The organism is Okeania sp. SIO3I5, assembly GCF_010672085.1.
Classification (GTDB): Bacteria; Cyanobacteriota; Cyanobacteriia; order Cyanobacteriales; family Microcoleaceae; genus Trichodesmium.
Genome location: NZ_JAAHHT010000062.1, coordinates 1 through 25,165, shown reverse-complemented (window position 1 = coordinate 25,165; position 25,165 = coordinate 1). Strand labels below are relative to the sequence as shown.

At 35.0% G+C, this 25,165-nt stretch carries 17 protein-coding genes and 1 pseudogene; 9 read left to right on the top strand and 9 right to left on the bottom strand.

What is annotated here, in order from left to right:
- Positions 1-1,507: 1,507 nt before the first annotated feature.
- Positions 1,508-2,662 (top strand): homocysteine biosynthesis protein, encoded by a 1,155-nt coding sequence (locus F6K40_RS16105; RefSeq protein WP_293137518.1) that lies wholly within the window; start codon positions 1,508-1,510, stop codon positions 2,660-2,662.
- Between the two features lie 349 nt (positions 2,663-3,011).
- On the opposite strand, the gene F6K40_RS16100 is transcribed toward F6K40_RS16105, so the two are convergent.
- On the bottom strand, positions 3,012-4,220 hold the full coding sequence (locus F6K40_RS16100; RefSeq protein ID WP_293137517.1) for a hypothetical protein: 1,209 nt from the start codon (positions 4,218-4,220) through the stop codon (positions 3,012-3,014).
- A 1,132-nt stretch (positions 4,221-5,352) separates the two neighbouring features.
- On the opposite strand from F6K40_RS16100, the gene F6K40_RS16095 reads away from it, so the two are divergent.
- Positions 5,353-6,231, top strand: coding sequence for a tetratricopeptide repeat protein (locus F6K40_RS16095; RefSeq protein ID WP_293137516.1), 879 nt, complete (start codon positions 5,353-5,355; stop codon positions 6,229-6,231).
- Positions 6,232-6,283: 52 nt separating this feature from the next.
- Here F6K40_RS16095 and F6K40_RS16090 read toward each other — a convergent pair whose 3' ends face one another.
- A complete protein-coding gene (locus F6K40_RS16090; RefSeq protein ID WP_293137515.1) occupies positions 6,284-6,685 on the bottom strand; it encodes a hypothetical protein in 402 nt (133 codons plus the stop codon).
- Between the two features lie 607 nt (positions 6,686-7,292).
- Between F6K40_RS16090 and F6K40_RS16085 the strand changes: the two genes are divergently transcribed.
- Both F6K40_RS16085 and F6K40_RS16080 read left to right on the top strand, forming a co-directional pair.
- Entirely contained in the window at positions 7,293-7,439 is a 147-nt protein-coding gene (locus F6K40_RS16085; RefSeq protein WP_293137514.1) for a hypothetical protein, read from the top strand.
- Positions 7,440-7,582: 143 nt separating this feature from the next.
- Positions 7,583-8,314, top strand: a complete 732-nt coding sequence (locus F6K40_RS16080; protein WP_293137513.1) for a hypothetical protein — start codon at positions 7,583-7,585, stop codon at positions 8,312-8,314.
- Here the strand turns inward: F6K40_RS16080 and F6K40_RS16075 are convergent.
- Positions 8,283-8,699, bottom strand: coding sequence for a CoA-binding protein (locus tag F6K40_RS16075; RefSeq protein ID WP_293137512.1), 417 nt, complete (start codon positions 8,697-8,699; stop codon positions 8,283-8,285). The two genes, F6K40_RS16080 and F6K40_RS16075, sit on opposite strands and share 32 nt — an antisense overlap.
- 127 nt (positions 8,700-8,826) lie before the next feature.
- Here F6K40_RS16075 and F6K40_RS16070 point away from each other — a divergent pair, with 127 nt between their 5' ends.
- Together F6K40_RS16070 and F6K40_RS16065 are read left to right on the top strand one after the other, a co-directional pair.
- On the top strand, positions 8,827-9,906 hold the full coding sequence (locus F6K40_RS16070; RefSeq protein ID WP_293137511.1) for an alpha-hydroxy acid oxidase: 1,080 nt from the start codon (positions 8,827-8,829) through the stop codon (positions 9,904-9,906).
- A 52-nt stretch (positions 9,907-9,958) separates the two neighbouring features.
- The gene (locus tag F6K40_RS16065; protein ID WP_293137510.1) at positions 9,959-10,447 is read left to right on the top strand and encodes an NINE protein; all 489 of its coding nucleotides are present in this window, start codon (positions 9,959-9,961) and stop codon (positions 10,445-10,447) included.
- A 515-nt stretch (positions 10,448-10,962) separates the two neighbouring features.
- Here F6K40_RS16065 and F6K40_RS16060 read toward each other — a convergent pair.
- Positions 10,963-11,256 carry a M48 family metalloprotease gene (locus tag F6K40_RS16060; protein WP_293137509.1) on the bottom strand — a complete coding sequence of 98 codons (294 nt, stop codon included), beginning with the start codon at positions 11,254-11,256 and terminating at the stop codon, positions 10,963-10,965.
- Between the two features lie 343 nt (positions 11,257-11,599).
- A complete protein-coding gene (locus tag F6K40_RS16055; RefSeq protein ID WP_293137508.1) occupies positions 11,600-14,137 on the bottom strand; it encodes a macro domain-containing protein in 2,538 nt (845 codons plus the stop codon).
- A gap of 595 nt (positions 14,138-14,732) precedes the next feature.
- Here F6K40_RS16055 and F6K40_RS16050 point away from each other — a divergent pair.
- The gene (locus F6K40_RS16050; RefSeq protein WP_293137507.1) at positions 14,733-15,872 is read left to right on the top strand and encodes a tetratricopeptide repeat protein; all 1,140 of its coding nucleotides are present in this window, start codon (positions 14,733-14,735) and stop codon (positions 15,870-15,872) included.
- A 932-nt stretch (positions 15,873-16,804) separates the two neighbouring features.
- On the opposite strand, the gene wecB is transcribed toward F6K40_RS16050, so the two are convergent.
- Positions 16,805-17,917: a non-hydrolyzing UDP-N-acetylglucosamine 2-epimerase gene (gene wecB / locus F6K40_RS16045; RefSeq protein ID WP_293137506.1), complete on the bottom strand. Its 1,113-nt coding sequence runs from the start codon at positions 17,915-17,917 to the stop codon at positions 16,805-16,807.
- Positions 17,918-18,880: 963 nt separating this feature from the next.
- Here wecB and F6K40_RS16040 point away from each other — a divergent pair.
- Complete coding sequence (locus F6K40_RS16040; RefSeq protein WP_293137505.1) at positions 18,881-22,111, top strand: PAS domain S-box protein; 3,231 nt, start codon at positions 18,881-18,883, stop codon at positions 22,109-22,111.
- 155 nt (positions 22,112-22,266) lie between these two features.
- Positions 22,267-23,763 (top strand): GGDEF domain-containing response regulator, encoded by a 1,497-nt coding sequence (locus tag F6K40_RS16035; protein WP_293137504.1) that lies wholly within the window; start codon positions 22,267-22,269, stop codon positions 23,761-23,763.
- 190 nt (positions 23,764-23,953) lie between these two features.
- Here F6K40_RS16035 and F6K40_RS16030 read toward each other — a convergent pair whose 3' ends face one another.
- The 3 genes and pseudogenes from F6K40_RS16030 to F6K40_RS16025 all read right to left on the bottom strand — a co-directional run bounded on the left by F6K40_RS16030 (position 23,954) and on the right by F6K40_RS16025 (position 25,023).
- Positions 23,954-24,106, bottom strand: coding sequence for a hypothetical protein (locus F6K40_RS16030; protein ID WP_293137503.1), 153 nt, complete (start codon positions 24,104-24,106; stop codon positions 23,954-23,956).
- A gap of 348 nt (positions 24,107-24,454) precedes the next feature.
- Positions 24,455-24,670, bottom strand: a pseudogene (locus F6K40_RS41360) (dual OB domain-containing protein); the annotation flags it as partial.
- Positions 24,671-24,747: 77 nt separating this feature from the next.
- Positions 24,748-25,023: a DUF488 domain-containing protein gene (locus F6K40_RS16025; protein WP_293137501.1), complete on the bottom strand. Its 276-nt coding sequence runs from the start codon at positions 25,021-25,023 to the stop codon at positions 24,748-24,750.
- Positions 25,024-25,165 lie beyond the last annotated feature (142 nt).

Here is a 25,165-nt window from a genome sequence, read left to right as displayed (position 1 = left end):
TCAAATTTAACAGGAAAGATAATACAGCAAATTCCAGATTAATTTGGTAGAAGTGATGTAGTAAATGTTTTTTATTGTTCCCTATCCTCAATTGAAAAAGTAGCAGAAAACCTCAGATAAAATGCACTTTAATCTAGGATTTAGCCTGCAGAATAAACCTCTAAATCAGAGGAAAAAACATCTGAAAATTTGGGAGGATTATCTAATATAGCAGAGAACAGGGAACAGGCATGAAAAAGATTTCCTAGTCTAAGATTCATCATCAATAGTTGTCAAGAGCCAATTCTTTCTTAACTGTTCTATTTATTGGTAAAAATACTCTAAGTAATTGTAGATTAAATATTATTTGATAGGCAGCGCTCGCTCCTGTTTATTCAGTAAATTTTTAATCTCAAAAAGTCAAATTTAACAGGAAAGATAATACAGCAAATTCCAGATTAATTTGGTAGAAGTGATGTAGTAAATGTTTTTTATTGTTCCCTATCCTCAATTGAAAAAGTAGCAGAAAACCTCAGATAAAATGCACTTTAATCTAGGATTTAGCCTGCAGAATAAACCTCTAAATCAGAGGAAAAAACATCTGAAAATTTGGGAGGATTATCTAATATAGCAGAGAACAGGGAACAGGCATGAAAAAGATTTCCTAGTCTAAGATTCATCATCAATAGTTGTCAAGAGCCAATTCTTTCTTAACTGTTCTATTTATTGGTAAAAATACCCTAAGTAATTGTATATTAAATATTATTTGATAGGCAGCGCTCGCTCCTGTTTCTTCAGTGAATTTTTAATCTCAAGAAATCAAATTTAACAGGAAAGATAATACAGCAAATTCCAGATTAATTTGGTAGAAGTGATGTAGTAAATGTTTTTTATTGTTCCCTATCCTCAATTGAAAAAGTAGCAGAAAACCTCAGATAAAATGCACTTTAATCTAGGATTTAGCCTGCAGAATAAACCTCTAAATCAGAGGAAAAAACATCTGAAAATTTGGGAGGATTATCTAATATAGCAGAGAACAGGGAACAGGCATGAAAAAGATTTCCTAGTCTAAGATTCATCATCAATAGTTGTCAAGAGCCAATTCTTTCTTAACTGTTCTATTTATTGGTAAAAATACTCTAAGTAATTGTAGATTAAATATTATTTGATAGGCAGCGCTCGCTCCTGTTTCTTCAGTGAATTTTTAATCTCAAGAAATCAAATTTAACAGGAAAGATAATACAGCAAATTCCAAATTAATGTGGTACAAGTGATATGGTAAATGTTTTTTTTATCAAAATAATTAGGTCACGCCACCCCGCTAAGATCGGCGAAACGTTTTTGGAACTTTGCTCTCATCCCCTACTTCCCCTCCTGCTCCCCTCCTCGGAGGAGCAGGAGGTGGGTTGGGTTAGGGGTGGGTTAACTTCAGTAGGGGCGAATGGCCATTCGCCCCTACTTCTGACTTCTGACTTCCTTAATGTTCCCTATCCTACTCCCTACTCCCTATTCCCTAATCCCTGAATAAATGAGAACAATTGCTGAAATTAACGACAAAATCTCCAACAAAAAAGCCGTTGTCTGTACAATAACAGAACTCAAAGCCAGAATTACTGAAACAAGTATTACCCAGACAGCAAAAGAAGTTGATGTAATTACCACTGGAACTTTTGAGCCAATGGAGTCCTCAGGAGCTATCATTAACTTGGGACATACTGACCCCCCCATCAAAATTCGCTCCTGTTGGCTAGATGGTGTCCCTGCTTACTCAGGTTTTGGGGCCGTGGATTTGTATCTTGGGGCGACTCAAATAGCTGAAGATGCTGAAGAATCTAAAGAACGGGGTGGTGGCCATGTAATCGAAGACCTAATAGCAGGTAAACCTGTCCAACTCAGAGCAATTGGTCAAGCAACAGATTGTTATCCTCGGGGTACTTTTGAAGCTACTATTACCCGTGAGACAATTAACCAGTTTTATTTATTTAACCCACGAAATTCATATCAAAATTTTATAGTTGGTGTGAACGGTGGCGATCGCCCTCTATTTACTTATCTTGGGCCTCTCATGCCAAATTTAGGTAATGCAGTTTATTCTAATCCTGGTGCTATTTCCCCACTATTCAATGACCCAGACTTAGAAGTAATTGGTATTGGTACCCGCATATTTTTGGGTGGTGGTATTGGATATATTACCTGGGAAGGTACTCAGCACTTTCCCCTACAAAAACGTCTTCCTAATCGTACTCCTATTGGACCTGCTGCAACTTTGGCCTTAATTGGAGATGCCAAACAAATGCAATCTCAATGGGTGCGTGGTTGTTATTTCAAAAATTATGGTCCATCAATTATGTTGGGTGTGGGTATTCCTCTACCTGTCTTGAATGAAAAAGTAGTAGCTAACTGTGCTATTCAAGACCAAGATATTGTGGCGCCAGTGGTAGATTTTTCAATTCCTCGGCGGGTGCGTCCAACTTTTGGTCTAGTGAGTTATGCTCAACTCAAATCTGGTCGGATCAAAATAGAGGGCAAACTTATTAGAAGTGCCCCCCTGGCGAGTATTTTCCTATCTCATCAAATTGCCTTAGAGTTAAAAGAGTGGATTGAAGCAGGAGAATTTACTCTAACTGAATCAGTTGCTCCACTTCCTATGGATAGAACTTTTTTACCATTTCTGGAACGCTAAGTTATGGCGCTAGGGAATAGGGAATAGGGAATAGGGAATAGTAAACTGTCAAAGGATTTCAGGATTGAGAAATTTCCTAAACTTTGCTTCGACTGCTATATATAAAATCCGGTTGAACAGTCGTCCTCCGCGACGAAGCAGAAGCAATCTCCTCAACCCCTGAGATTGCTTCCTTCCACTCTGTTTCAGAGGCTTTAGATCTTACTTTTTGGTAATTATTAATTGGTTAATTATTAATTAGGGACAACACTAAGGGCATTAGCTAATCCTGCTCTTACACAAGAAGTAATTATTAATTGTTAACTGTTAATTATTAACTATTGAACTCAAGTCTAAACCTGAAAAAAAATTAAGATTCTTGCTCATCTGGGTTTTTATTTCTTTTAGTTGGTTTAGGAAGAGGTTCTTTACGAATAGGAGTTGAATTTGTGGCAGAATTATCACTTTTGGGACGAAATACTCGTGAATAACTACTTTTATTATTATTATTAAATGTTTTCCTGCCCCTTGATGGAGATTGACGACGATTATTTAACAACAGACTACCAATATCATTACCATATTGAATGACAAGAGATGTATTATCGCGCTGAATATGTAAATCCCAGAAACGATTCAATGGGCGATCGCCTAAATGCCCTTTTAGTTTCAGCTTAAAAAACCTAGGTTCTTCTTCACCTTTGCGGGCTGATTGTTGTACCTTAACTATTACATATTCTTCATCTTGAGATTGATAAATTACTTCTCCTCGGATAGAAAAATAACCATCATCTAAGGTAGCAAAACTATCAGTCTCAGTTTCAGGAATAGGAATAATAGTAGTTTCTTGAGAGTTATCTATATCCTCTGTTTCTTGTATTTTTTCTTGACTTTCATCCTCTTCAGCAGTGGCAGAAATATTTAGAGAAGAAGAAGCTAGATCCTGTTCTTCATTTGTTAATTCAGTAGAGGGTTTTCTGATTTTTCTGAGGGTTTCTGGTTCCCATACCCCCATAATTTGAATATGTAAGTCATTATTTTCTTGTCTTGTACGAGGATAAACTACCCAGAGATGTTCTGATTCTAAGTCTAGATGATTTTTTAATAGACTCATTACCCGGCCTAACAATACAGCATCTATTTCTGAACCATCTGGTGTTTGTAAGAATCCTCGTGTAAATTGTTCTGTAGAAGGTTCATAACGACCCCGAACTAAACCTATAGCTCGGTACTGTTTTGGTTCGCTAGGAGGAGCAATTGGATGTTGGCGCACAGTCATACTATTGGGAGTATCAGTTTCACTTAGATCCTGGTGGTTAGATTTAGGAGGATTTAATGGTTGAGTATCTGTCACAGCTAAAGTATTACTATTCTTAGTCCCTTGATGGTGTTCTTTGGCCATATCTGTGTCTGAAGAATTATTTATTGATTTCACATTACTCTCAGAACTTAGGCCATTAGTTGGTATGGAAAGACTTTGCTTAATATCTGATTTATTAATAGTTTCCTCACTAGGAGCGGCCTCGTGAGATGTTGTAGATTTATTTGTATTTTGAGAGTGATTAACAGAAGAATTCATAAAAACTACTATGAGCGAAGATACATCCCTTGTGGGAATATAAAAAAATACAAGCAATAATCTATATAGAAATTCTAGTCTTAGATTAAGAAACGGTTAACGTTATAGCAGTCCCCAGGACGGTTAAAACATTCTGACGCCTCTCAAATTTAGTCCCTGCCGTGAATGTCAGGGCAAATGGCCATTCGCCCCTACTGACTTCTGACTTCTGCTATAGAAATTCTAGTCTTAAGATTAAGAAACGGTGAATGTTATAGCAGTCCCCAGGGAGGTTAAAACATTCTTATGCCTCTCAAATTTAGTCACAGAAAGAATTTAACTTCTAACTTCTGTTATATAGCGCTACGCGCTAGGGAACAGGGAACAGGGAACAGGGAACAGGGAAGAGCAGACTTTTAAAGGCTTTTTCTTATAGGGAAATGCTCCGCAAACAGGATTTAGAAATGTCCTAACCTTAATGCGTAGTGCTATAGATGCTCAGAGATTCCACAATAACACAGTTATTTTGGCCTGATATGTTAATGCCAATCAAGATTTTATAGGAATTGGACTAATTAACTTAGGCTGAGACTCAGACACTGTTATTTCAGTTATCAGTTATCAGTTATCAGTATCTCCGACTAAAGTCGGAAGCTTTGGACCGGATTTTTTGGTAACAAGATTATGTAGACTTAAGATTTCTGGCGACTATCGCTCAGGTGGGACTAAAAACCAAAAACGATGGCTTTCAGTTAGCAAGTCGGATTTACTTTATATTTCAAGCCTAGCTAAAAAAATTTAATATTAGGTAGGATAATTAACCTTGCTATTGTAGTTAATCCAATTAAATTGTCGATTGATCCGTAAAGTAATGGAAATTTTTCTGAAAAAAATGTAGGCAAAAAAAATTATTGTTGCTGAAATTTTTAACTAAAAAAGTAAGAAGTCCCTGACTTTTCACGTTAGTCTTAAAGCTATTCTTAAGTTGGGGATAATTGACTTAATTAATGAATAATGGTATAATAAAACGCTCGGTAGCATCATAGTGTTTATAAAATTAAGGTTAATTAACTATTGTTGATTTACTAATCTTGATTAACATACGTTCTTATGTATTGATATAGTTATACCGAATGAAGCAGAATTTGATCCAATGGTAGATAAAAATCGTGGTTTTTTGATGGCGGTGGTGGTGCTAGTAATAATCGCTTTCTTGGGGTTTTCTTTATCTCCATTGTTGGGAGGATTATTAGAGGCCAATCAACAAAATAGTCAATCAAATGCATCCTCAACTCAGACATCTGTAACAGATCGAGAAGCCGATTTGCTGGCACAAGCTCGTGGTTATGAGTTGGTTTTACAAAGGGAGCCAGATAATTTAACTGCACTCCAAGGACTTTTACAAGTAAAGTTAGAGTTAATTCAATCAGGTAAGGGTAATATTGAGGAGGTTATACCCCCACTAGAAAAATTGTCTGAACTAAATCCTAGTAGTACAGATTATAATGTTTTGTTGGCTCAGGCAAAGGCATATACAGGCGATCGCGAAGGTGCTGCTCAAATTTATCGTTCCCTTCTGACGAATAAACCAGGGGATTTAAAAGCTTTACAAGGTTTGGTTAATTTGTTATTGGAACAGGAGCGCCCTGAAGCTGCTATTGGTTTGTTGCAAGATACACTCAAAGCTGCTCCTTTGAAAAATCAAGTGGAAGCTGGAAGTATTGATGTAGTCTCCGTGCAGTTGATTTTAGGGCAGGTTTATGCCGAGCAAAAACGCTACGATGAGGCGATCGTTGTTTATGATGAAGCTATTAAGGGTAATGCTAAGGATTTTCGCCCGATTTTAGCTAAGGCAATTATATTAAAAGAACAAGGTAATACTGAAGCTTCTCAAGAACTTTTTAATAGAGCAACAGAGCTAGCTCCTGCTGGATTTAAGGATCAAATTAAGTTGGAAGCATCAATTAATTCTGATTCTGAAACAGAGACATCTCCAGAAGAAAATTCTACTGAGACTGAGACAGCAGAATGAGAAAATAATCTAGATTGACAGTAGTTATAACTGATTTGGCTCTGAGAAATTATCAGAGTCTTTTTTTTGCAAATAAACGACTAACACTAATTAATCCTACTCCTAATACTATGCCTGAATCTAACTGCAAATTTCCTACCTTGCTGTTCACAAATTTTGTTTGGCTATTGGCAGGAAGAAACTTAGATTCTAAATTACTTTTTTCTGGGACTTTATTTAGAGTTTGTCTAATTGCGGTTGCTTCATTAGTAGCTTTTGAATTTGGTTGGCTCCCATCATCAATTACAACATTAGGCTCTATATTCACAGGAATTTTAGTTGTTTGAGCGGTCAAAAAAATGTCTGATATATTTGATACATTATTGATTGCCTGTGCAGAATTTAGATTGCTCATGCTGTAAGTAAGAATAGTACCAACAGCAAGAGAGGCTATTTTGAGAAAATGATTTTTCATGTCAGTGAATTACACAATACCTTATGAAGATTTTTTACTCTGGAAACTTAATTCCGCTTCAACTTTTGTTAATTAAATAAGCCAGAAACATTTCTGGATGCTATAGAGCCAATATTTACTATTATCAGTAATATTACTGATATATGATCTTCCTGATTATATATTACTTATTTGAAATTATGTATCGATCAAATAACTGAATAATTATGATTTATATCACTGACAAATTTACTTTTTTATGAGTATTTTTGCGTAATTGTCAGATTCATTTTTGTAGGCTCTGTATACGTAATATATACGCAAGTATGTAGATATGTATTGATGCATGGTTAATTACCTAGATGGTATCACCCCTTGAGGGTTAATTACCATACTTAATCATACCTCATGGAGAGTATTACCCCTACGGGGCGTGAATTCTACTAATACTACTACGGGGTTTAATACAATACCATGTACGGATAATTACTGATAAAAACACTTAATTTCTCCTGATACATTCTTTTCCCCTGACTCCTGATTCCTGACTAGAAAATCTGGTCTCAAACCTCACCTTTCAAGGGCATAAAAAAAAAGGGTGGTGGTGCTGAGGAATGGTTGAGAGAGTGTGGGAGGTGTAGGAGGTGTGGGAAGTGTGGGAAGAAATTACAAAACTTATGTATCTTCACCATTCCTCAGCAGGACTACCAAAAAAAAGAAAATTCAATATTTTAAGCCTCCTTATTCCATAGAGGTACTGATAACTGATAACTGATAACTGATAACTGAAATGACTCCTCCCTAATTATTTATATAGCTAAGAAGAATTGACTCTTGACAATTACTGATGATGAATCTAAGACTAGGAAATGTCTTTCTAACTGTTCCCTGTTCCCTATTCCCTATTCCCTACTATATATGAAAAACTTCAAGCAATTTCAACAATTTATTACTCAAAAAAAACTAAATTTCCTGCTAGTTGGCTCGATTATTTTTGAACTTGTTATAGTTATAATCTACCTCAGTAGTATCCTGGTTAGCGGTAAACCATACCCACTATTTGATATGAATGGTCAAATGACTATTTCTTCTTTATTACAAGCACTACATCTATTTATAATTGGATTAATACCTTTAATATTATTCTTTCAAGAATGGCATTCTCAAATATCTCCTTCTCGCTGGTTTAAATTAACCTTTGCAATACTCCTAATTTACGGCGCTATTGATGAAGTATGGAAAATTCATCTACAACTAAAAAACTGGTTTCCTTGGTTAGGTGAACGGGGTTGGCTTAAAATATATATAGTTGTTTTTATTATGCCTTTAATTATCTTTTATTCAGACTTGCGCTTTCTATGGCGTTCTTACCGTAGAGAAACTTTTTTAGCATTACTAGGAATGTTAATTTTTGGTATTGGAGGATTTGGGGCTGAGGTTTTTCAAGATATTGCTAAACCTCTGCTTAGTTTATTATTTACACAAGATTTTTTGACGACTTTTATTGAAAGATTCCGCATTGCTTTTGAAGAATTTTTTGAACTAATAGGAGAAAATTTAGTTCTCTATGGATTTTTACTATTTCTGGGTAAACGACTAGATGAAAATCAACAAATGGTTAACCAAGAAGTCGCAAATACTCAACTTTAATACAAACATCCATTGCTAAATTTAAACCTGCATCTAATGCTTTATTTGCTGACTGCCAATCCCTCACTCCTAGCTGAGTCCAAATAGTTTTTGCGTGGATAGCGATCGCTGTTTCTACGATTTCTGCTAAATATTCAGAACGACGAAAAACATTAACAATATCCACAGGTTCAGGAATATCTTGTAAAGTAGGATAAGTAGGTTGACCATCAATTTTTTTAACTATTGGATTAACTGGATAAATCTTGTAACCTACTTCTCGTAAAAACTGAGCAATTTGATAGCTAGTACGCTCTGGTTTGTCTGAATGACCCACCACAGCAATTATTTGAGAATTTTTTAATATATCACGCTTTAAGGAATCGTTTGTATTCAAATTTACCATTATTTTTCCAACAAAAAGGAACTCTCAGTAGAACTATGTTAAAATTTTAATATAACTTGATTTTGTATTTTGAACCAGGTTATATTTTGATGTATTTATATTATAAAAAATCTGATTTTATTAGTCAATGAATAAACCAATTAATCTCTTCGAGTATGAGTCTTTAGCACCACAACATTTATCTCAAATGGCACTAGATTATTATGCTAGTGGTGCATGGGATGAAATTACTTTGCGAGATAACCGTAGTGCTTATGAAAAATATAAACTTCGACCTCGAATGTTAGTAGATGTTAGTCAGCGAAATTTAAGTACAAAAATTTTGGGGCAACATATTAAAATGCCGATTTTAATTGCCCCGATGGCATTTCAATGTTTGGCGCATCCAGAAGGGGAGTTAGCAACAGCAAGAGTAGCAGCGGAATTAGGTACAACAATGGTATTAAGCACCATGTCAACAAAAAGTTTAGAAGATGTGGCATTAGCAGCAAATGTACCAAAAAGTTTATGGTTTCAACTATATGTACATCGCGATCGCTCCCTGACTCGCGCTTTAGTCGAAAGAGCGGAAGCAGCAGGTTGTCAAGCATTATGTGTGACGGTTGATGCGCCAGTTTTAGGTGTCAGAGAACGAGACCGAAAAAATCAATTTACTCTACCACCCGATCTGGAATTAGCTAATTTAACATCAATGGCAAATTTAGAGATTCCTGAAACAGAAAACGAGTCTGGGTTATTGACTTATTTTGCTAATCAACTCGATCCAGCGCTTACCTGGAGGGATATCGAATGGTTGCAGTCATTAACGTCGTTACCTGTAGTAGTCAAAGGAATTTTACGAGGAGATGATGCTATTCGAGCAGTTGAACATGGGGCAAAAGGAATTATTGTTTCTAATCATGGTGGTAGACAATTAGATGGAGCGATCGCTACTATTGATGCTCTCCCAGAAGTAGTTGCAGCAGTAGGAAATCAAGTTGATGTGTTGATGGATGGCGGTATTCGCAGAGGAACAGATATCCTGAAAGCTTTAGCATTAGGGGCAAAAGCAGTTTTAATTGGGCGTCCGGTTTTGTGGGCGCTAGCGGTGAATGGAGAAACTGGGGTGCGTCATTTGTTGGAGCTATTGCGTGATGAATTAGATGTGGCCATGGCATTGAGTGGCTGTGCTAATATAGAAAATATAGATGGTACTTTGGTAAATTAATTGAGCTAGTACAATTTATATAGAATTTTTTCTTGATATTGGGAGCAAAAAAATGGACAAATCTAAAAATGAAGCTAGAGATACAGGTATGGCTTACCTTTTATGGTGTTCTTGTTTCTTAGGCGTTTGTGGATTACATAGATTTTATTCCGGGAAATATGCCACAGGGATTATCTGGGTATTTACTGCAGGTTTATTAGGAGTAGGTCAATTTTTTGATTTATTTTTTATTCCGGGAATGGTAGAAGAGAAGAATTTGAAAACTCTGAAGAAACGATTAGATTCGGGGGATATTTTTGATTACTTACCTCAAGAACGAGTAGAGAGAGTTGTAGAAAAAACTCCTCCCAAGTCGGACACCCAAATTATTCTTGAATTGGGAAAGAAACATCCAGAAGGAATTTCTTTAGCAGATTGTGTTATTGCTACAAATAAAACAGTAGAAGAAATTAAAGAACTCTTAAAAAATCTATATAAACAGGGATTAGTTGAAATGGAAAATCACCCAGAAACAGGGGCGGTTATTTATAAAGTTTTTTAGTACGCATTCAGCCGTCAGCTATCAGCTATTAGCTATTAGTTATTAAATCATTATTTTGGAAAGAAAAATTATTCTCCAAGAAGAATTAAAAGTTATTTTTGCACAGAATGAGCATTTTTTGAATTCAAAATTCGCGCATTCTAAAGTTCAAAAATTTTGTTTCGTTCCTTAATTTCAATAATTGTTTAATTAAGGATTAAAGCCTCGTTCTTCTCCAGAGCGAAAAAATCAAAAATATTTTCCTAATTTACAGCGCTTTTCTTTCTTGATGAACCACATCTTCACAAGCAAAACATTGTAGGGAAGTTCCATGGAACGTCTGTGGTTTACTAATCATAAAAACCGCTGTAAGGAGCGGGCAAGATGCCCATTCCACAAAACTAAAACTATTAAAATTACCCTATTAATTATTGGGTAATATTTGCTTGTAGGGGTTTGGTTTCCAAACCCCTACAGTTTTTTTTCACAAATCATTTACGATTACTATAGCAATCTCAAAGCTGAATGCTTACCATCTAAATTTCTGAAAAATCTTTTTTCTTTTCTACTAATAATGCTTTAGCTTTTGACTGAATTTTAGCATGAGATACTACTCCTTCATAAGCATAACGATTATAACCATTATTAACAATTAATTCCTCTAAATAACGCACTCTTTCTCCTGTCTCTGGATGAGTAGATAACCAAGCAAGAATATCAATATCTTCTTTCCCTTCATTAAGAGTAACCATGAGATTTCTCAACCCATCCGCAGCATAACCTCCTGATACTAAAATTCTTGTTCCTAATACATCTGCTTGACGTTCCATGGAACGTCCCTACAAGATTTTGGTTGTGTCGATGTGGTTCATCAATCTAAAAAGCGCTTTCATTAATGGATAATGGATAATGGATAATGGATAATTACCTCTCCCTAAATGGGAGAGGATTAGCTAAAAGGAAAAAATTTATTTTTTTCCCCTTCCCAAGGGGAGGCTTTAAACCTGAATTCACTAATTGTTTAATTGTTTAATTATTAATTATTTCGGTAAAAATAGTTTCAAACTTTAGACGTAAAATAATTTCCTGAAATTACTGTAGTGTCAAAGTTTTGAACCCATAAAATCTTACTCTTAACTCTTAATTTTTGACTTTTAACTTTTAACTTTATATTCAACACCTGACTTTTTTATTAAAAACATTTTTAACTGTCTCTAACACTACTTCTTCAACACAAGGTTTTGCTAGATAACCACAATAGTTAAATTCTTCCACATCTTTTTTTTGCTTACTTCTCATTGTAGCACGATTACTCATAACAACTATTGGCATATCCTTTAAACGAGGATCGTTTCTAATTTTTGTAGTTAATTCATAACCATTCATATTAGGCATTTCTAGATCTAAGAAAATCATGTCAACTTGTAGATTATTTTGGAGTTTATTCCAAGCTTCTAAACCATCTCTCGCTATTTCTACCTGATAACCAGCATTTGTAAAAGTTGTACTCAAAACTTGACGAACAATAATAGAATCATCAACAACTAGAATCACATAAGGTTTTAACCATTGGCGATCGTCAACCTCACCACCATCAACAATTGCCTCCTGTAATGCTCCTACTGAAAATTTTGTCCCTGCTAAATTAGCACCCCTCAAATCAGTTTCAGCAAAGTTTCCTCTTTCACAGTTAGCATTCTGGAGATTAGCACCTCTGAGATTAACTCCTTGAAAATTTAAACCCTTTAAAGTTAAACCACTCAACACACAGTTAGAAAAATCATTCTCCCCTGCTTCGAGTCTTTCACGAATTCGCTGTCGCCATACCTTGTTAAACATCCCCTTCTCAGACAACTTAGCGATCGCATAAGTTAACTTGTTATCCCACTCTATACCATGAAGATTACCCTCCGCATCATACCAATTTAGCCAAGGTAACAATCCCTCTGGAGAATTCAGCGTGAAATTGACTTCATTCTCGTGATAAGCATCAGCAGTTTGAGAATAACCACGCCCCACACAACTAATAAAATCCTCCTCTACCTTTTTCATATCTTCATTTTGAGTACATAGCGTGCGCCAAATTTTTTCCTGTACGCTAAAACCAAAACGCCCGTGAGAATATACTATCCACAGTAAATCAATTGTTTGGAAATCTAGTAAAGGCAGTTTATGAACAAATTTCTCATTCAGACAACCGGGAAGATAACCATAAAACGAAGAAGTGGGAAACTCCTGCTTATGCACACTCCCAAGCATTTTTTGGTAATGCTGTAGCAAACAAGTAAGTTCATTAAATCTGTCAGATTGAAGATTTTTATCAATTGTCTTTAAAATATCTCTAGTTTCCCGAACACCTGTATGTACTTCTGCTCTCAAAGCAATTTCACAAAATAGCCGGAATGTTTCCCTGTCAGCTTTTTGCCATTGAGATGCTGCTAATAAATCTTGCAATTTTCTGTAGTTAACTCCTAATGCTGAGTGCAATTCTAAGTCGGTAACAGTTTTTTTCTCTGGATCGAAGATCGGATCTTTAGGACGTTGCCAGATTTTTTGAATAATTTGAGCGATCGCCTCCCCTACTGTTTCTGATGAAATATTCTGTTGCCCCAACTTTTGCCACAACTCAGAGGATACATAGTAAGGACGAGACATTTGTTGATAAAGTTGCTTGGCAAAACCTCCTGTCACCCCCACTGGAATTACCACCGCACCACTTTCTATCGCAACTTCAGCTTCTTGTTTTGCCCCTGGTCCCCCTTCTATCAGTACATACACTGATGCCATGCGAGCTAAAATTTCTCGACGCTCAAATAGAGTTTTGCCTCCATATAGATTCGTACCATATTCCCAGGGTTCAAATCCTTCTGGCTGAATGTGGTAAATTGGGGCAGGTTGATTTTGCTGCCTACATTCTTGCCAAAAACTACGGGAAACTGCTTCAGGTATACCTGTAACTCCACCTGTTAATAGAGCTAAATTTTCCTCTAAAGTAGCAAGTTTTTTGCCAGTAGCATTACTTATGGCCTCAGTAGTTATACCCCAAAATGAGGTGCTGCCAATAATGGCAACTCGATACTCCAGTCCAATTTCAGTAACTAACTGTTTAGCTATTTGTGCTGCAGGTTTTTCTGAGGAAGTGGGAGAAGTTATGAAAGTTGGTAGCTTTGTTTTATATTGTCCGTAATCTTCTAGCTCGTGGCAGACAAAAATTATTCTCCATGGCAGAGCATTGTTTTGCAAAAATGTCAGGACTTCTGTCAGGGCTATTTTGGCAGCCCAATCTTTAGGAAAGCCACGCATTCCTGTACTGATGCAAGGAAAGGCGAGACTATGAATTTGGTTTTCTGCTGCTAATTGGAGAGAGTTCCTATAACATTTGGCTAGCTGATAGCTGGAGGTTTTGCTATTTGTTTTATCCCAAACCGGAGCGCAAGTGTGAATTATATACGAGGCGGGAAGTTTATAGCCTTTAGTAATTTTAGCTTGACTGGTATCGAGCCATTCTATTTGTCTGGTGGCGTTTATTAATTCTTGTCCTGCTGCTTGATGAATTTTGCTACATAGTCCGTAACCACGGAGATTATTGTCAGTGGGATTAACAATTGCCTCTACCTGTTGAGAGATAATGTCGCCTTGAGTAATAGTCAAGCGTTCCCCCCATCGTGGATTTTCTTTAGAAATTTGCTGACTTGGCTCTGGTTTATTCATACTTTATTTTTAATTCTGATAATTTATTCTAAGAATTATACACAATTTAGCTGACATTGGCTTAATATAAGTGAATTTTGGGAGGTATTCATTAATGGATAATGGATAATTACCTCTCCCTAAAAGGGAGAGGATTGACGAACCTATTTGACTAATAATATTTTTGCTGAAAAGCCCAAATATTGTTGCAGAGAAAAAGGAAAAATCCAGATTTTTAGGAAAATTTTACTTAAGTAAATAAGCATTTTTGGAATAGTGGGATAGGTTTACTAAAAGGCAAAGATTTATTTTTTCCCTGGGAAGGGGAGGCTTTAAACCTGAATTATTTAATTGTTTAATTATTAATTATTGCGGTAAAATCAGTTTTAATCAAAACTATATTTCTAAGAACCTATACTACTAATAATATTTTTGCTGAAAAGCCCAAATATTGTTACAGATAAAAAGGAAAAATCCAGCTTTTCAGGAAAATTTTACTTAAGTAAATAAGCATTTTTGGAATAGTGGGATAGGTTGAATGTAGTTAGTGGTCAAATTTTTAGGTTAGACTAAGTATTATTATTGATTTTTTTCTGAATCAAGGTGGTGTTTGACTATGACTTCTTTTGAAGAAATGGCTGATTATAACAAAGCTATTGAACTTAATCCTAACGATCCTGCTGCTTACTACAACCGTGGCATTGCTTACTATAACCAAGGTAAATATGAACAGGCACTAGCTGATTACGACAAAGCTATTGAACTTAATCCCCATAATCCTGCTGTACATAACGATCGGGGTATTATTTACTATCTTCAAGGAAGGTATCAAAAGGCAATTGCTAATTATAACCAAGCAATTCTACTTAATCCCCAGGATTCTGATTTCCACAACAACCGGGGTGTTGCCTACGAAATCCAAGGAAAGCATGAAAAGGCGATGGCTGCTTTTAACCAAGCTATTCTAATTAATCCCAAGGGTGCTAATGCTTATGTTAATCGGGGTAATCTCTACTCTCACCAAGGAGAATATAAAAAAGCACTGACTGATTATAACCAAGCGATTATACTTCAACCAGATTTAACTCAAGTTTACAACAACCGGGGTAGTATCTACAATACCCAAGGAAAGTATAAAAAGGCGCTTGCTGATTACAACCAAGTTATTGAACTTAATCCCAATAATGCTGTTGCTTACTACAACCGTGGTAATATCTACTCTTACCAAACCAACGAACGACAGGCCATCGCTGACTACACGGAAGCGATTAAACTCAATCCTAACTATGCTGAAGCTTACTGTGAGCGAGGCAACATTTACTGTGACCAAAAAAAATATAAACAGGCGATCGCTGATTTCACCAAAGCGATTAAACTCAATCCTAATTACCTTGATGCTTTGTATAATCGGGGTTATGTCTACGATTTGCAAAAAAAATATAAACAAGCGATCGCTGATTTTAACCGAGCGATCAAAATTGATCCGAGCCATACCAAAGCTTATCACGTTAGGGGTTTAGCATATTTTGAGCAAGGAAAATATAAACAGGCGATCGCCGATCTAACCAAAGTAATTGAAATCGATCCCGAAGATGCTGATGCTTACAATAATCGAGGTGCGATTTATCAGGAACAAGGGAATACAAAACAAGCTATTAAAGATTTGGAAAAAGCTATTAAGTTATACAAGAAACAAGGAAATCAAGAGTTATATCAACAAGCTTTAGATGATCTCAAAGGGTTAGAGGTAAATTAGACTGGTTATGGTTCACTAATGGATAATGGATAATGGATAATTGATAATGGATAATTGATAATTACCTCTTCCTTTTAGGGAGAGGATTGACGAACAGGAAAAGATTTATTTTCTTCCCCTTTACCCAGGAAGCTTTAAACCTGAATTATCTAATTATTTAATTGTTTAATTATTAATTATTTCGGTAAGGAAAACCATAGGGGTTTTGCCCCTACAGTTGCTCTCAAGACTATACTTATACCATTTCTCAAAAACTTTTTTTACATTTGATTGAGCAGGGGAGTAGTGTAGGGACGTTGCATAACAAAAATGCGTTTTCCTTACGGAATGCTGCGCAAACATGTCGCGCAGCGTTAACGGAGTTGTGCGTTAGCTAAACGTCCCTACGGGAGAAGTAAAAAGAAGAATAATTAATATTAACTTACCTGAAATTAGCAAAAAGATTATTATGCCAAGGTAATTACTTAATAACTGAAGTGTTATTCAAGGTCTTGCACTAATGCATGGGAATTGGTATTATACTAATCCTAAATGATTTGTGAAAAAAAATTGTAGGGGTTGGGTCTCCAAACCCTGTGAGATAAAATATTACCGAATAATTAATAATTAATAATTAAATAATTAACCTTTAAAGCCTTCCCAATAAAGGGGAAAAGGAAAGTTTCCCGAAGGGTGGGATGGATGGGTTACCTAACCAGATTCAATCACCAACGCGAGAAATAAATTTTTTCCTTTTAGTCAATCCTCTCCCTAAAAAGGAGAGGTAACTATCAATTATCAATTATTCATTAATGAAAACCTATTTAGCATTGCTATATATAGCAGGGAACAGGGAACAGGGAACAGGGAACAGTTCGAAAAGTATTTCCTAGTCTAAGATTCATCATCAGTCCATGTCCTAACCAATTCTTTCTTAGCTATATCAATTTATTCTAACTAAAATAACTTCGTACAATCTTGATAATTCTCTCCGAGGCATGACCATCACCAAAAGGATTAATTGCCATTGCCATCTTTTTGTACTTAGTATTATCACTCAATAATTCTTCAGAAGCAGCTACAATATTACTATAATTAGTACCAACAAGTTTAGCAGTTCCCGCCATTATTGCTTCGGGTCTTTCCGTTGTTTCTCGTAATACTAAAACAGGCTTACCTAAACTAGGAGCTTCTTCTTGTAAACCTCCAGAATCAGTTAATATTAAATAACAATTTTGAATGGCTCCTACCAATTCACTATAATCAAAAGGTTCCTGTAAAAATATTCTCGGATGACTCCCTAAAATTGCTGTTAAAGGTTCCCTAACTGTGGGATTTTTATGAAGAGGTAAAACCAGAGCAGTATCAGGAAACTTATCTAAAATTTGCAGAAATCCTTGAGCAATTTCTGTCAAAGGTTCTCCCCAATTTTCCCGCCGATGAACTGTTGCTAATATGACTCGATATTTGACCCAATCTAAACCATTAATATGACATTTAGGTTGAGATTTTGCTACCTTGAGCAAAGCATCAATTACGGTATTTCCTGTGTGATGAACTTCTCCTATTACTCCAGATTTTTGTAAATTTTCCATAGCTAAAGCTGTAGGAGCAAAATGTAATTGAGCTATCTGAGAAATTAAACGGCGGTTTGCCTCTTCGGGATAGGGATTAAATAAATCATTAGTCCGTAAACCTGCCTCTACATGACCAACAGGAATTTTTTGATAAAATGCAGCTAGGGCAGCAGCAAAAGCAGTGCTAGTATCTCCTTGAACTAATACTAATTTGGGCTGCAATTTTAGAAATAATTCTTCTAATCCTTGCAAACTTCGGCACATAATATTGGTCAATGTTTGCTTAGTTTGCATAATTGCTAAATCCTGGCTGGGATTAATGTCAAATAATTTCATTACTTGAGCAACCATTTCTTTATGTTGACCAGTTAAAATTACCAGGGTATTAAAATCAGGAGAATTTTGAAAAAGTTGGATAACTGGTGCTAATTTAATAGCTTCGGGGCGAGTTCCTAAAGTAATTGCTATTTTAATAGGACTTTTGAGCATTTTAATTTAATATGTTTTTTCAGACAATAATCAACGTTATATAGAATTTATATTTATATGGTAAATATATAATATCCTGTCTCTCCCTTTCAAGGTAAAAAAATTATTTTTTTACCTTCTTGGTTTTACCTCTTCCTTTTAGGGAGAGGTAATTATTAATTGTTAATTATTAATTGCTAAAAGAGCTTTTGGTACTTGCCAAAATGACAATCTTAATTTGATAACTTATCTCAAAACCCACACCTCACCTCTGATGTCTAAAATTGTTTGTGGGATTTAATTTCCAACAAAAATTGAATCTTGTAACTAAAACCTACTATAGCAATCCTAAATAGGTTGTAAGATTTTATTGTAGGGATTTGGTCTCCAAATCCTTAGAGCTTGGGTTTGGAGACCAAACCCCTACACTTTTTTCTCACATCTCATTCCTGATTGCTATAGCTAAAATATTCTTCCTTAGTAATTAATCAATAATCTTTTTGTGGGGGTAGTACCCCTTGTGTGTCTAACCCAGTAACTAAAGAATATCAGAAAGAGATTACCCCTACAGAGGACAGGATAATTGCCTGGACAATTTATCCTTTGATTTACCAATGTCGATTTTTCAACCTAACTAAATCAAGATTTAGAAACTGTTTGTAAAATAAGTCTTAAGAGAGTTGTTGAGTGACTAAAATCTAAAAGCGGTAGTACTTCAAGAGATTGAAATTTGGTAGATAATTAGGTGGAAAGGTATATATATTCCCTTTATTTTAACTCTTCAATACTTGTCTTGATTTCTTCCTCCCTATTCCCTGTTCCCAGTTAAGTGTTCCCTATCTCTTTTTTATATTTCCTTTACAAACAGTCTCTTAGATTGAATTTTAACATTAGATTATAATGTTAAGACAAGTGTCTGAGGCGAGTACAGGCTAGGATCTGATTAAATAGTAATAATAGTTAGTTGATAAAAAGAGGTATTATATGCCGGGCTTATTTCAATCCACTATATGTGTAGGTGTGTTTATTCCTCATGGAAGTTATTACTTACTACAGTCAGGATTAACTTTCTTCAATCTCGCATCAGATTTATTTATAGCACTGACCTATTATTTGATCGGATTAATACTTACTTACTGTTTGATTAGACGACCAAATATGCCATTCAATCTCACTTTTTGGATGTTGGCAATTTTAATGATTTTCAGTGGTATCTCCCAAACTCAAGAAATTTGGACACAACCGCATTCTCACTATTGGTTACTACGATTAGTTAAGGGTATCACGGTTATAGTTTCCATATTAACAATAATATTTTTACTTCGTTCAGCTCGGAAACTTTTAGCAATACCTAATCCTATCGAACTACAAACAAGCTATGGGGAACTAGAAAAGCAGATTAGAGAACGTATTTTAGCTGAAGAAAAAGTTTATCTCCTGAATGCAAACTTGGAGACTAGGGTACAACAAAGAACTGCTGATTTAACTCTGTTAACTCAAAAGCTAGAAAATGAAATATCTGAACGTATAGTATTTTCTGAAGCTCTAAAAAAATCAGAGGCTCGTTTAGCAAGTATTTTAGATATGGCTGAAGATGCAATTATTTCAGTGGATAGAAATAAAATTATTCAATTGTTTAACCAAGGAGCAGAAAAAATATTTGGTTATCTAAACCAGGAAGTTGTAGGAACGTCATTTAGGAAGTTAATTGTTGAGCAAGAGTCAAAATTTAATAACTATATAGAGGGAAAAGATCGAAATACAAAACATCAACTTGCCACAGTTATTGGTAGACGAAAAGATGGCACAGAATTTCCGGGAGAGGCATCAATTTCACAAATAGAATTAAAAGATGAAACTGTATTTACAATGATTTTGCGGGATATTAGCGATCGCAAACAAGCTCAAGCAGCAGCAGTAGCAAAATTAAGTCAACTTGCTCTTGAAAGTATATCTATACCGGAACTCATGTCAGAAGCAGTTTCCTTGGTATGTGAAACTCTAAAACTTGACTATTGTCAGATTTGGCAGCTATCAGATAGTCAAACTTGGGAAATTAAAGCTAGTGTCAGCAACTCAAAAACTTTAATTTCTCTACCAGTAGTCGAACGAACGTTTCACTCTTTCATTACCTGTACTTTAGCAGCTAAAAAATCAGTCATTATTGAAGAAGTCAGCAGTAAAATTGCTGAGTTTCCAGATTTGAAATCATTTTTAGACCAAGGTATTGTCAGTAGTATCAGTTTAGTTATTCCCGGAAATAATCAACCAGCAGGAATATTAGTCAGTTATACCACGAACAAACATACTTTCTATGAAAACGATGTTCACTTTTTACAAGCAGTGACAAATGTTCTCGCTACTGCCATTCAACAAAATTTAACTCACTTAGCTCTACAAAAACAATTACAACGTAGTCTTCTATTAAAACAAATTACTCAAGAGATTCGCAAAAGCTTAGATACACAAAGGATATTTGATATTACTGCACAACAAATAGGTCAAGCTTTTCTAGTCAACCGTTGTGTAGTTCATTCCTATCAAGAGGGGTTAGTAGCAAAAGTACCATTAGTAGCAGAGTATTTAGAAGATGGATATGAATCAATAATGAATTCAGAAGTTTCAGTAATTGATATCCCCCATATAGAAAAATTGTTAGCACAGGATAGAGCGATCGCTTCAGATAATGTTTATACAGACCCACTGCTACAGAAAACACTTTCTGCATCAACTTTTATGTGCAGACAATTAAAATCTATGTTAGTAGTTCGTACTTCCTATCAAGATAGACCAAATGGAATAATTTGCTTACATCAATGTGACAACTATCGGAATTGGAGAAAAAATGAAATTGAACTACTAGAAGCTGTTGCCCAACAAGTAGGAATTGCCCTCGCCCATGCTTATTTATTAGAGCAAGAAACTCGTCAACATCAACAACTTATGGCACAAAATATTGCTCTTCAAGAAGCAAGACAAGCAGCAGAAGTAGCTGATCAAGCTAAGAGTGAATTCTTGGCTACTATGAGCCATGAAATTAGGACTCCAATGAATGGAATAATTGGTATAACTTCTTTCTTAATTGATACTAATTGGGATTTAGAACAACAAGAATATGTCAATGATATCCATACTTCTAGTATGGCACTGCTAAGAATTATTAATGATATTCTTGACTTTTCTAAAATTGAGTCGAATCAATTGGATTTGGAGGAAAAACCTTTTAATTTAAGATTATTTATGGAAGAATGTATTGATGTGTTTGCTCTGGAAGCAGTTAAGAAAAAAATTGAATTAACTTATTTGATCGAAGATAATACACCAACCATAATTTTAGGAGATGAAACAAGATTACGTCAAATTTTAGTTGATATGATTAGTAATGCTGTTAAATTTACAGCCAAAGGGGAAGTTTTAGTTAATGTTTCAGCTCAAAAAATACCAGGAGCAGAAAATCTTATTAATTATCCCGATTCAAAAGTATTAAAACTTCCTCAAGGTAGCAGGGATAATCAAAAGAATATAGCCAGTAATTTGTATGAAATAAAATTTGCTCTCAAAGATACTGGCATCGGGATTCCCAAAGAGAAAATGCACAAATTATTTCAACCATTTAGTCAAGTAGATAGTTCTACAACTAGACAATATGGAGGAATGGGATTAGGATTAGTTATTAGTAAAAGTTTATGTGAGATTATGGGTGGTAAAATGTGGGTTGAAAGTCAAAAAGGAATAGGGTCTACATCCTATTTTACCTTAACAGCAAAAATTGATAAAAATATGACTATTCAATTTAATCCTATTAGTAACTTAGCTAATAAACGATTATTAATTGTAGACGATAGTTCTTCTTGTTTACAAATTTTAACTCAGCAACTCAGTCAGTGGGGAATTTTATCTCATGCTGTCACATCAGGTGACGCAGCAATAAATCTACTCAAGAATGAAACTGCTGACCAAAATCAAAATTTTGACCTAATAATCATTGATATACAAATGTCAGAAATGGATGGAATTGCAACTGCTATTGCTATTAGAGAAATACCAAAGTATAAAGAACTGCCATTAGTTATGTTAACTCCTATTGGTAAATTACCTAAAAAAAATCAGCTCCAAAAACTAAATTTAGCTGCCTTACTAAATAAACCAATTAAACAATCGCAGCTATCCAATATATTAGAGAAAATATTCTCTGATTTAACAGTTAAATCGTAGTGATTAGTTAATACCATAGAGATTTTTTTACCTCTAGAATGCAAATTTTAAAGCTTTCCTTGCTGATAGTTAAAACCTAATATATTGTCACCTTATAGTATTAAATTAATTTTTTTATGAAGGCAGAAAAATCACATAATAATCCCTCTGTAATAATGATAGTAGATGATGAAAAATATATGCGTTATATGCTGCGTAAAGCATTAGAATCAGAAGGATATCAAATAATAGAAGCCAACAATGGCAAGCAATGCTTGGAAAAATGTAGCATAAAAATACCAGATTTAATTTTACTAGATGCAATGATGCCAGAAATTGATGGCTTTGCTTGCTGTGTTAAATTACAAGAACTTTTTAGTCAGCATTTATCAAATAGTTTTTTTATAAATAATAATAATCTAGATGGTAACCCTTTACTTTATCAGACTCCATTGTTAATAATGACCTCTGTTGAAGACAAAGAATCTGTTGACCTCGCCTTCGCCGTTGGTGCAATGGATTATATTACTAAACCAATTAAATGGGCAGTTTTACGTCAGCGAGTCCGTCGAATTTTGCAAATTAATAAAGTAGTAAAAGAATTAAAACAGCAAACAGAAACTGCCAGATTGATGAGCTTGATTCAAGAACGGATACGTCAATCATTATACCTTGATGAAGTTCTCAAAACTGCAGTAGATGAAGTCAGAAATTTTCTCAAAACTGACAGGGTATTTATATATAAATTTAAGCCAGATGGCACAGGAGAAGTAGTTATGGAATCTGTTGGTTGGGAGCGATCATCTGTTGTAGAAACCATAAGTAAATTTAGTAAAAATGCACAGGATAAATCTGCTGATCGAGGACATATACCTATTGGAGATTTAATTCCATATCATGTTGAATTTCTAAGTAAATTTCAAGTAAAAGCTAACTTAGTAGTACCAATATCAAAGATTAATACAGAACAAACGTCTGATGGGAATTTGGACTATACTCAACAACTGTGGGGATTATTAATTGCTCACCACTGTTCAACACCTAGAAAATGGGAATTTTCAGAAATGGATTTTATTGAATGTTTAGCAGGACAGTTAGCGATCGCTATACAACAATCAGAGCTATATCAAAAATTACTAACTGCGAATAAAAAGTTAGGTGAACTTGCCAACCTTGATAGTTTAACTAAGGTTGCTAACCGTCGTGTGTTTGAGGAATATCTAAACAGAGAGTGGCGACGAATGGCAAGGGAAAAAACACCAATATCTTTGATTCTATGTGACGTTGACTATTTCAAGCGCTACAATGATACTTATGGTCATCCAGCAGGAGATAGGTGTCTGCAAGCAATTGCTAATGTAATCAAAGCAGAAGTCAAGCGAGCAGCAGATTTAGTAGCACGTTACGGTGGGGAAGAATTTGTAGTTGTATTACCTCAAACAGATGCTGAAGGTGGATTTTATATAGCAGAATCAATTCGTCAGCGACTTTTAGATTTAAAGTTAGTTAATGATGGTTCTCAAATATCAGAATTTGTGACCATGAGTTTAGGTGTAGCAACCACTATTCCTGTATCAGGATATTCCTGGGGAAAGTTGATTAAAATAGCAGATGAAGCTCTCTATCAAGCAAAGAAAGAAGGACGCGATCGGACAATTATTCAAACTTTTTGAGAACCTCACAAAATTGCTGATCGCAATTTATCTAAACTTGAAAGAAACTCTCATATCAAATCCTGTTAAATTGATTTTATTTTTTATTTTCGGAGATGTCTAATTTATATCCACCGAAAGCAAATAAAGCTGCACCCCTGCATTATTAGCTTTTAGGCAAATCAAATTCAATTATATTTGCTATTAACTTCTAACAAGGAGGTTCTCCTTCCCAATTTTCAGAAGGAGCATAAGGTAGACTAAGACTTATTGTCACCAAAAGATTATTTAAAGTTGGAGAATATCCTTTTTCTAAGTCTTTGATAAATTCTGGATCGCTAATTTTTGCATTATCTAAAAGCAAATAACCATTATCACTTTTTATACTATAGCAATTCCCAAGAAGCGTGAGGTACAAAATTCCTTGGTTTTAGGGAACAGGGAACACTTAACTGGGAACAGGGAATAGGGAATAGGGAATAGGAAACAGGGAATAGGAAATAGGAACAAATAAAGATAGGTGTACCTCACGATTGCTGAGAAACGCTATACCTCGAAATTTCCCCCTTTTATCTTGAACAAAAGAAAAATTTTTCTTGTCAATTTTGACAATTTCAATTGTTCGACGTCGATGAAACGGAAGTCTTTTTAAATCGGAAGGATTCACATATTTACGAGAATTATGTAGAAGAAAGTTGGAATTATTACAATATTAAAAAATATCTTCAACAGTAGCTCTACCTAAACATTTCCATTTACCTTTTAATACTGAAAGGTTTTCATTTTTAAAGCCCAAATCATTTCCTTTATTGTCAAGAGGAATTTCAAAAATATCAAGAGATTTTGGTTCTCTACCTTCAACAAATCTAATTCTTTTAGGTACTCTTCCATCTTCAGGATATTGGCGATCGCATACTGGACGAACCCATTTTCCCGTATCTCAATCAATTCCTGCAATACAACGCTCAGTTAGTTTCTTAGAATTAGCTAAACAAATTATCTTTTTTAGAGATGACATACTTTAATATTTCCCCATTGTTTATTGAGATATTCTGCTACTAAACGACGATGACAATAATGTGGTTTAGCTTCACTACAAAGCAAACAACCTCGAGCTAAAAGTTGAGGTGAAACTTTTTTTTCTATCTCTCTTTCACTAATCAGGTTATTAAATTTTTGTTCATAAGCATCCCAAGTAATTCTCTTTTTTTTATAATCATCTAAAAGTTCTTTAGTAGGTGCTAAATCTAGAATATGAATATATTCAATATTGCAAATCACCTTAAGAAAATATTCTACAGCGCTTTTCAGTTGAGTAGACCACTAAATTCATTGTTAGGAGTCAGGAGTCAGGAGTCAGGAGTCAGGAGTTAGGAGTTAGGAGTCAGGAGTCAAGAGTTAGGAGTTAGGAGTCAAGAGTTAG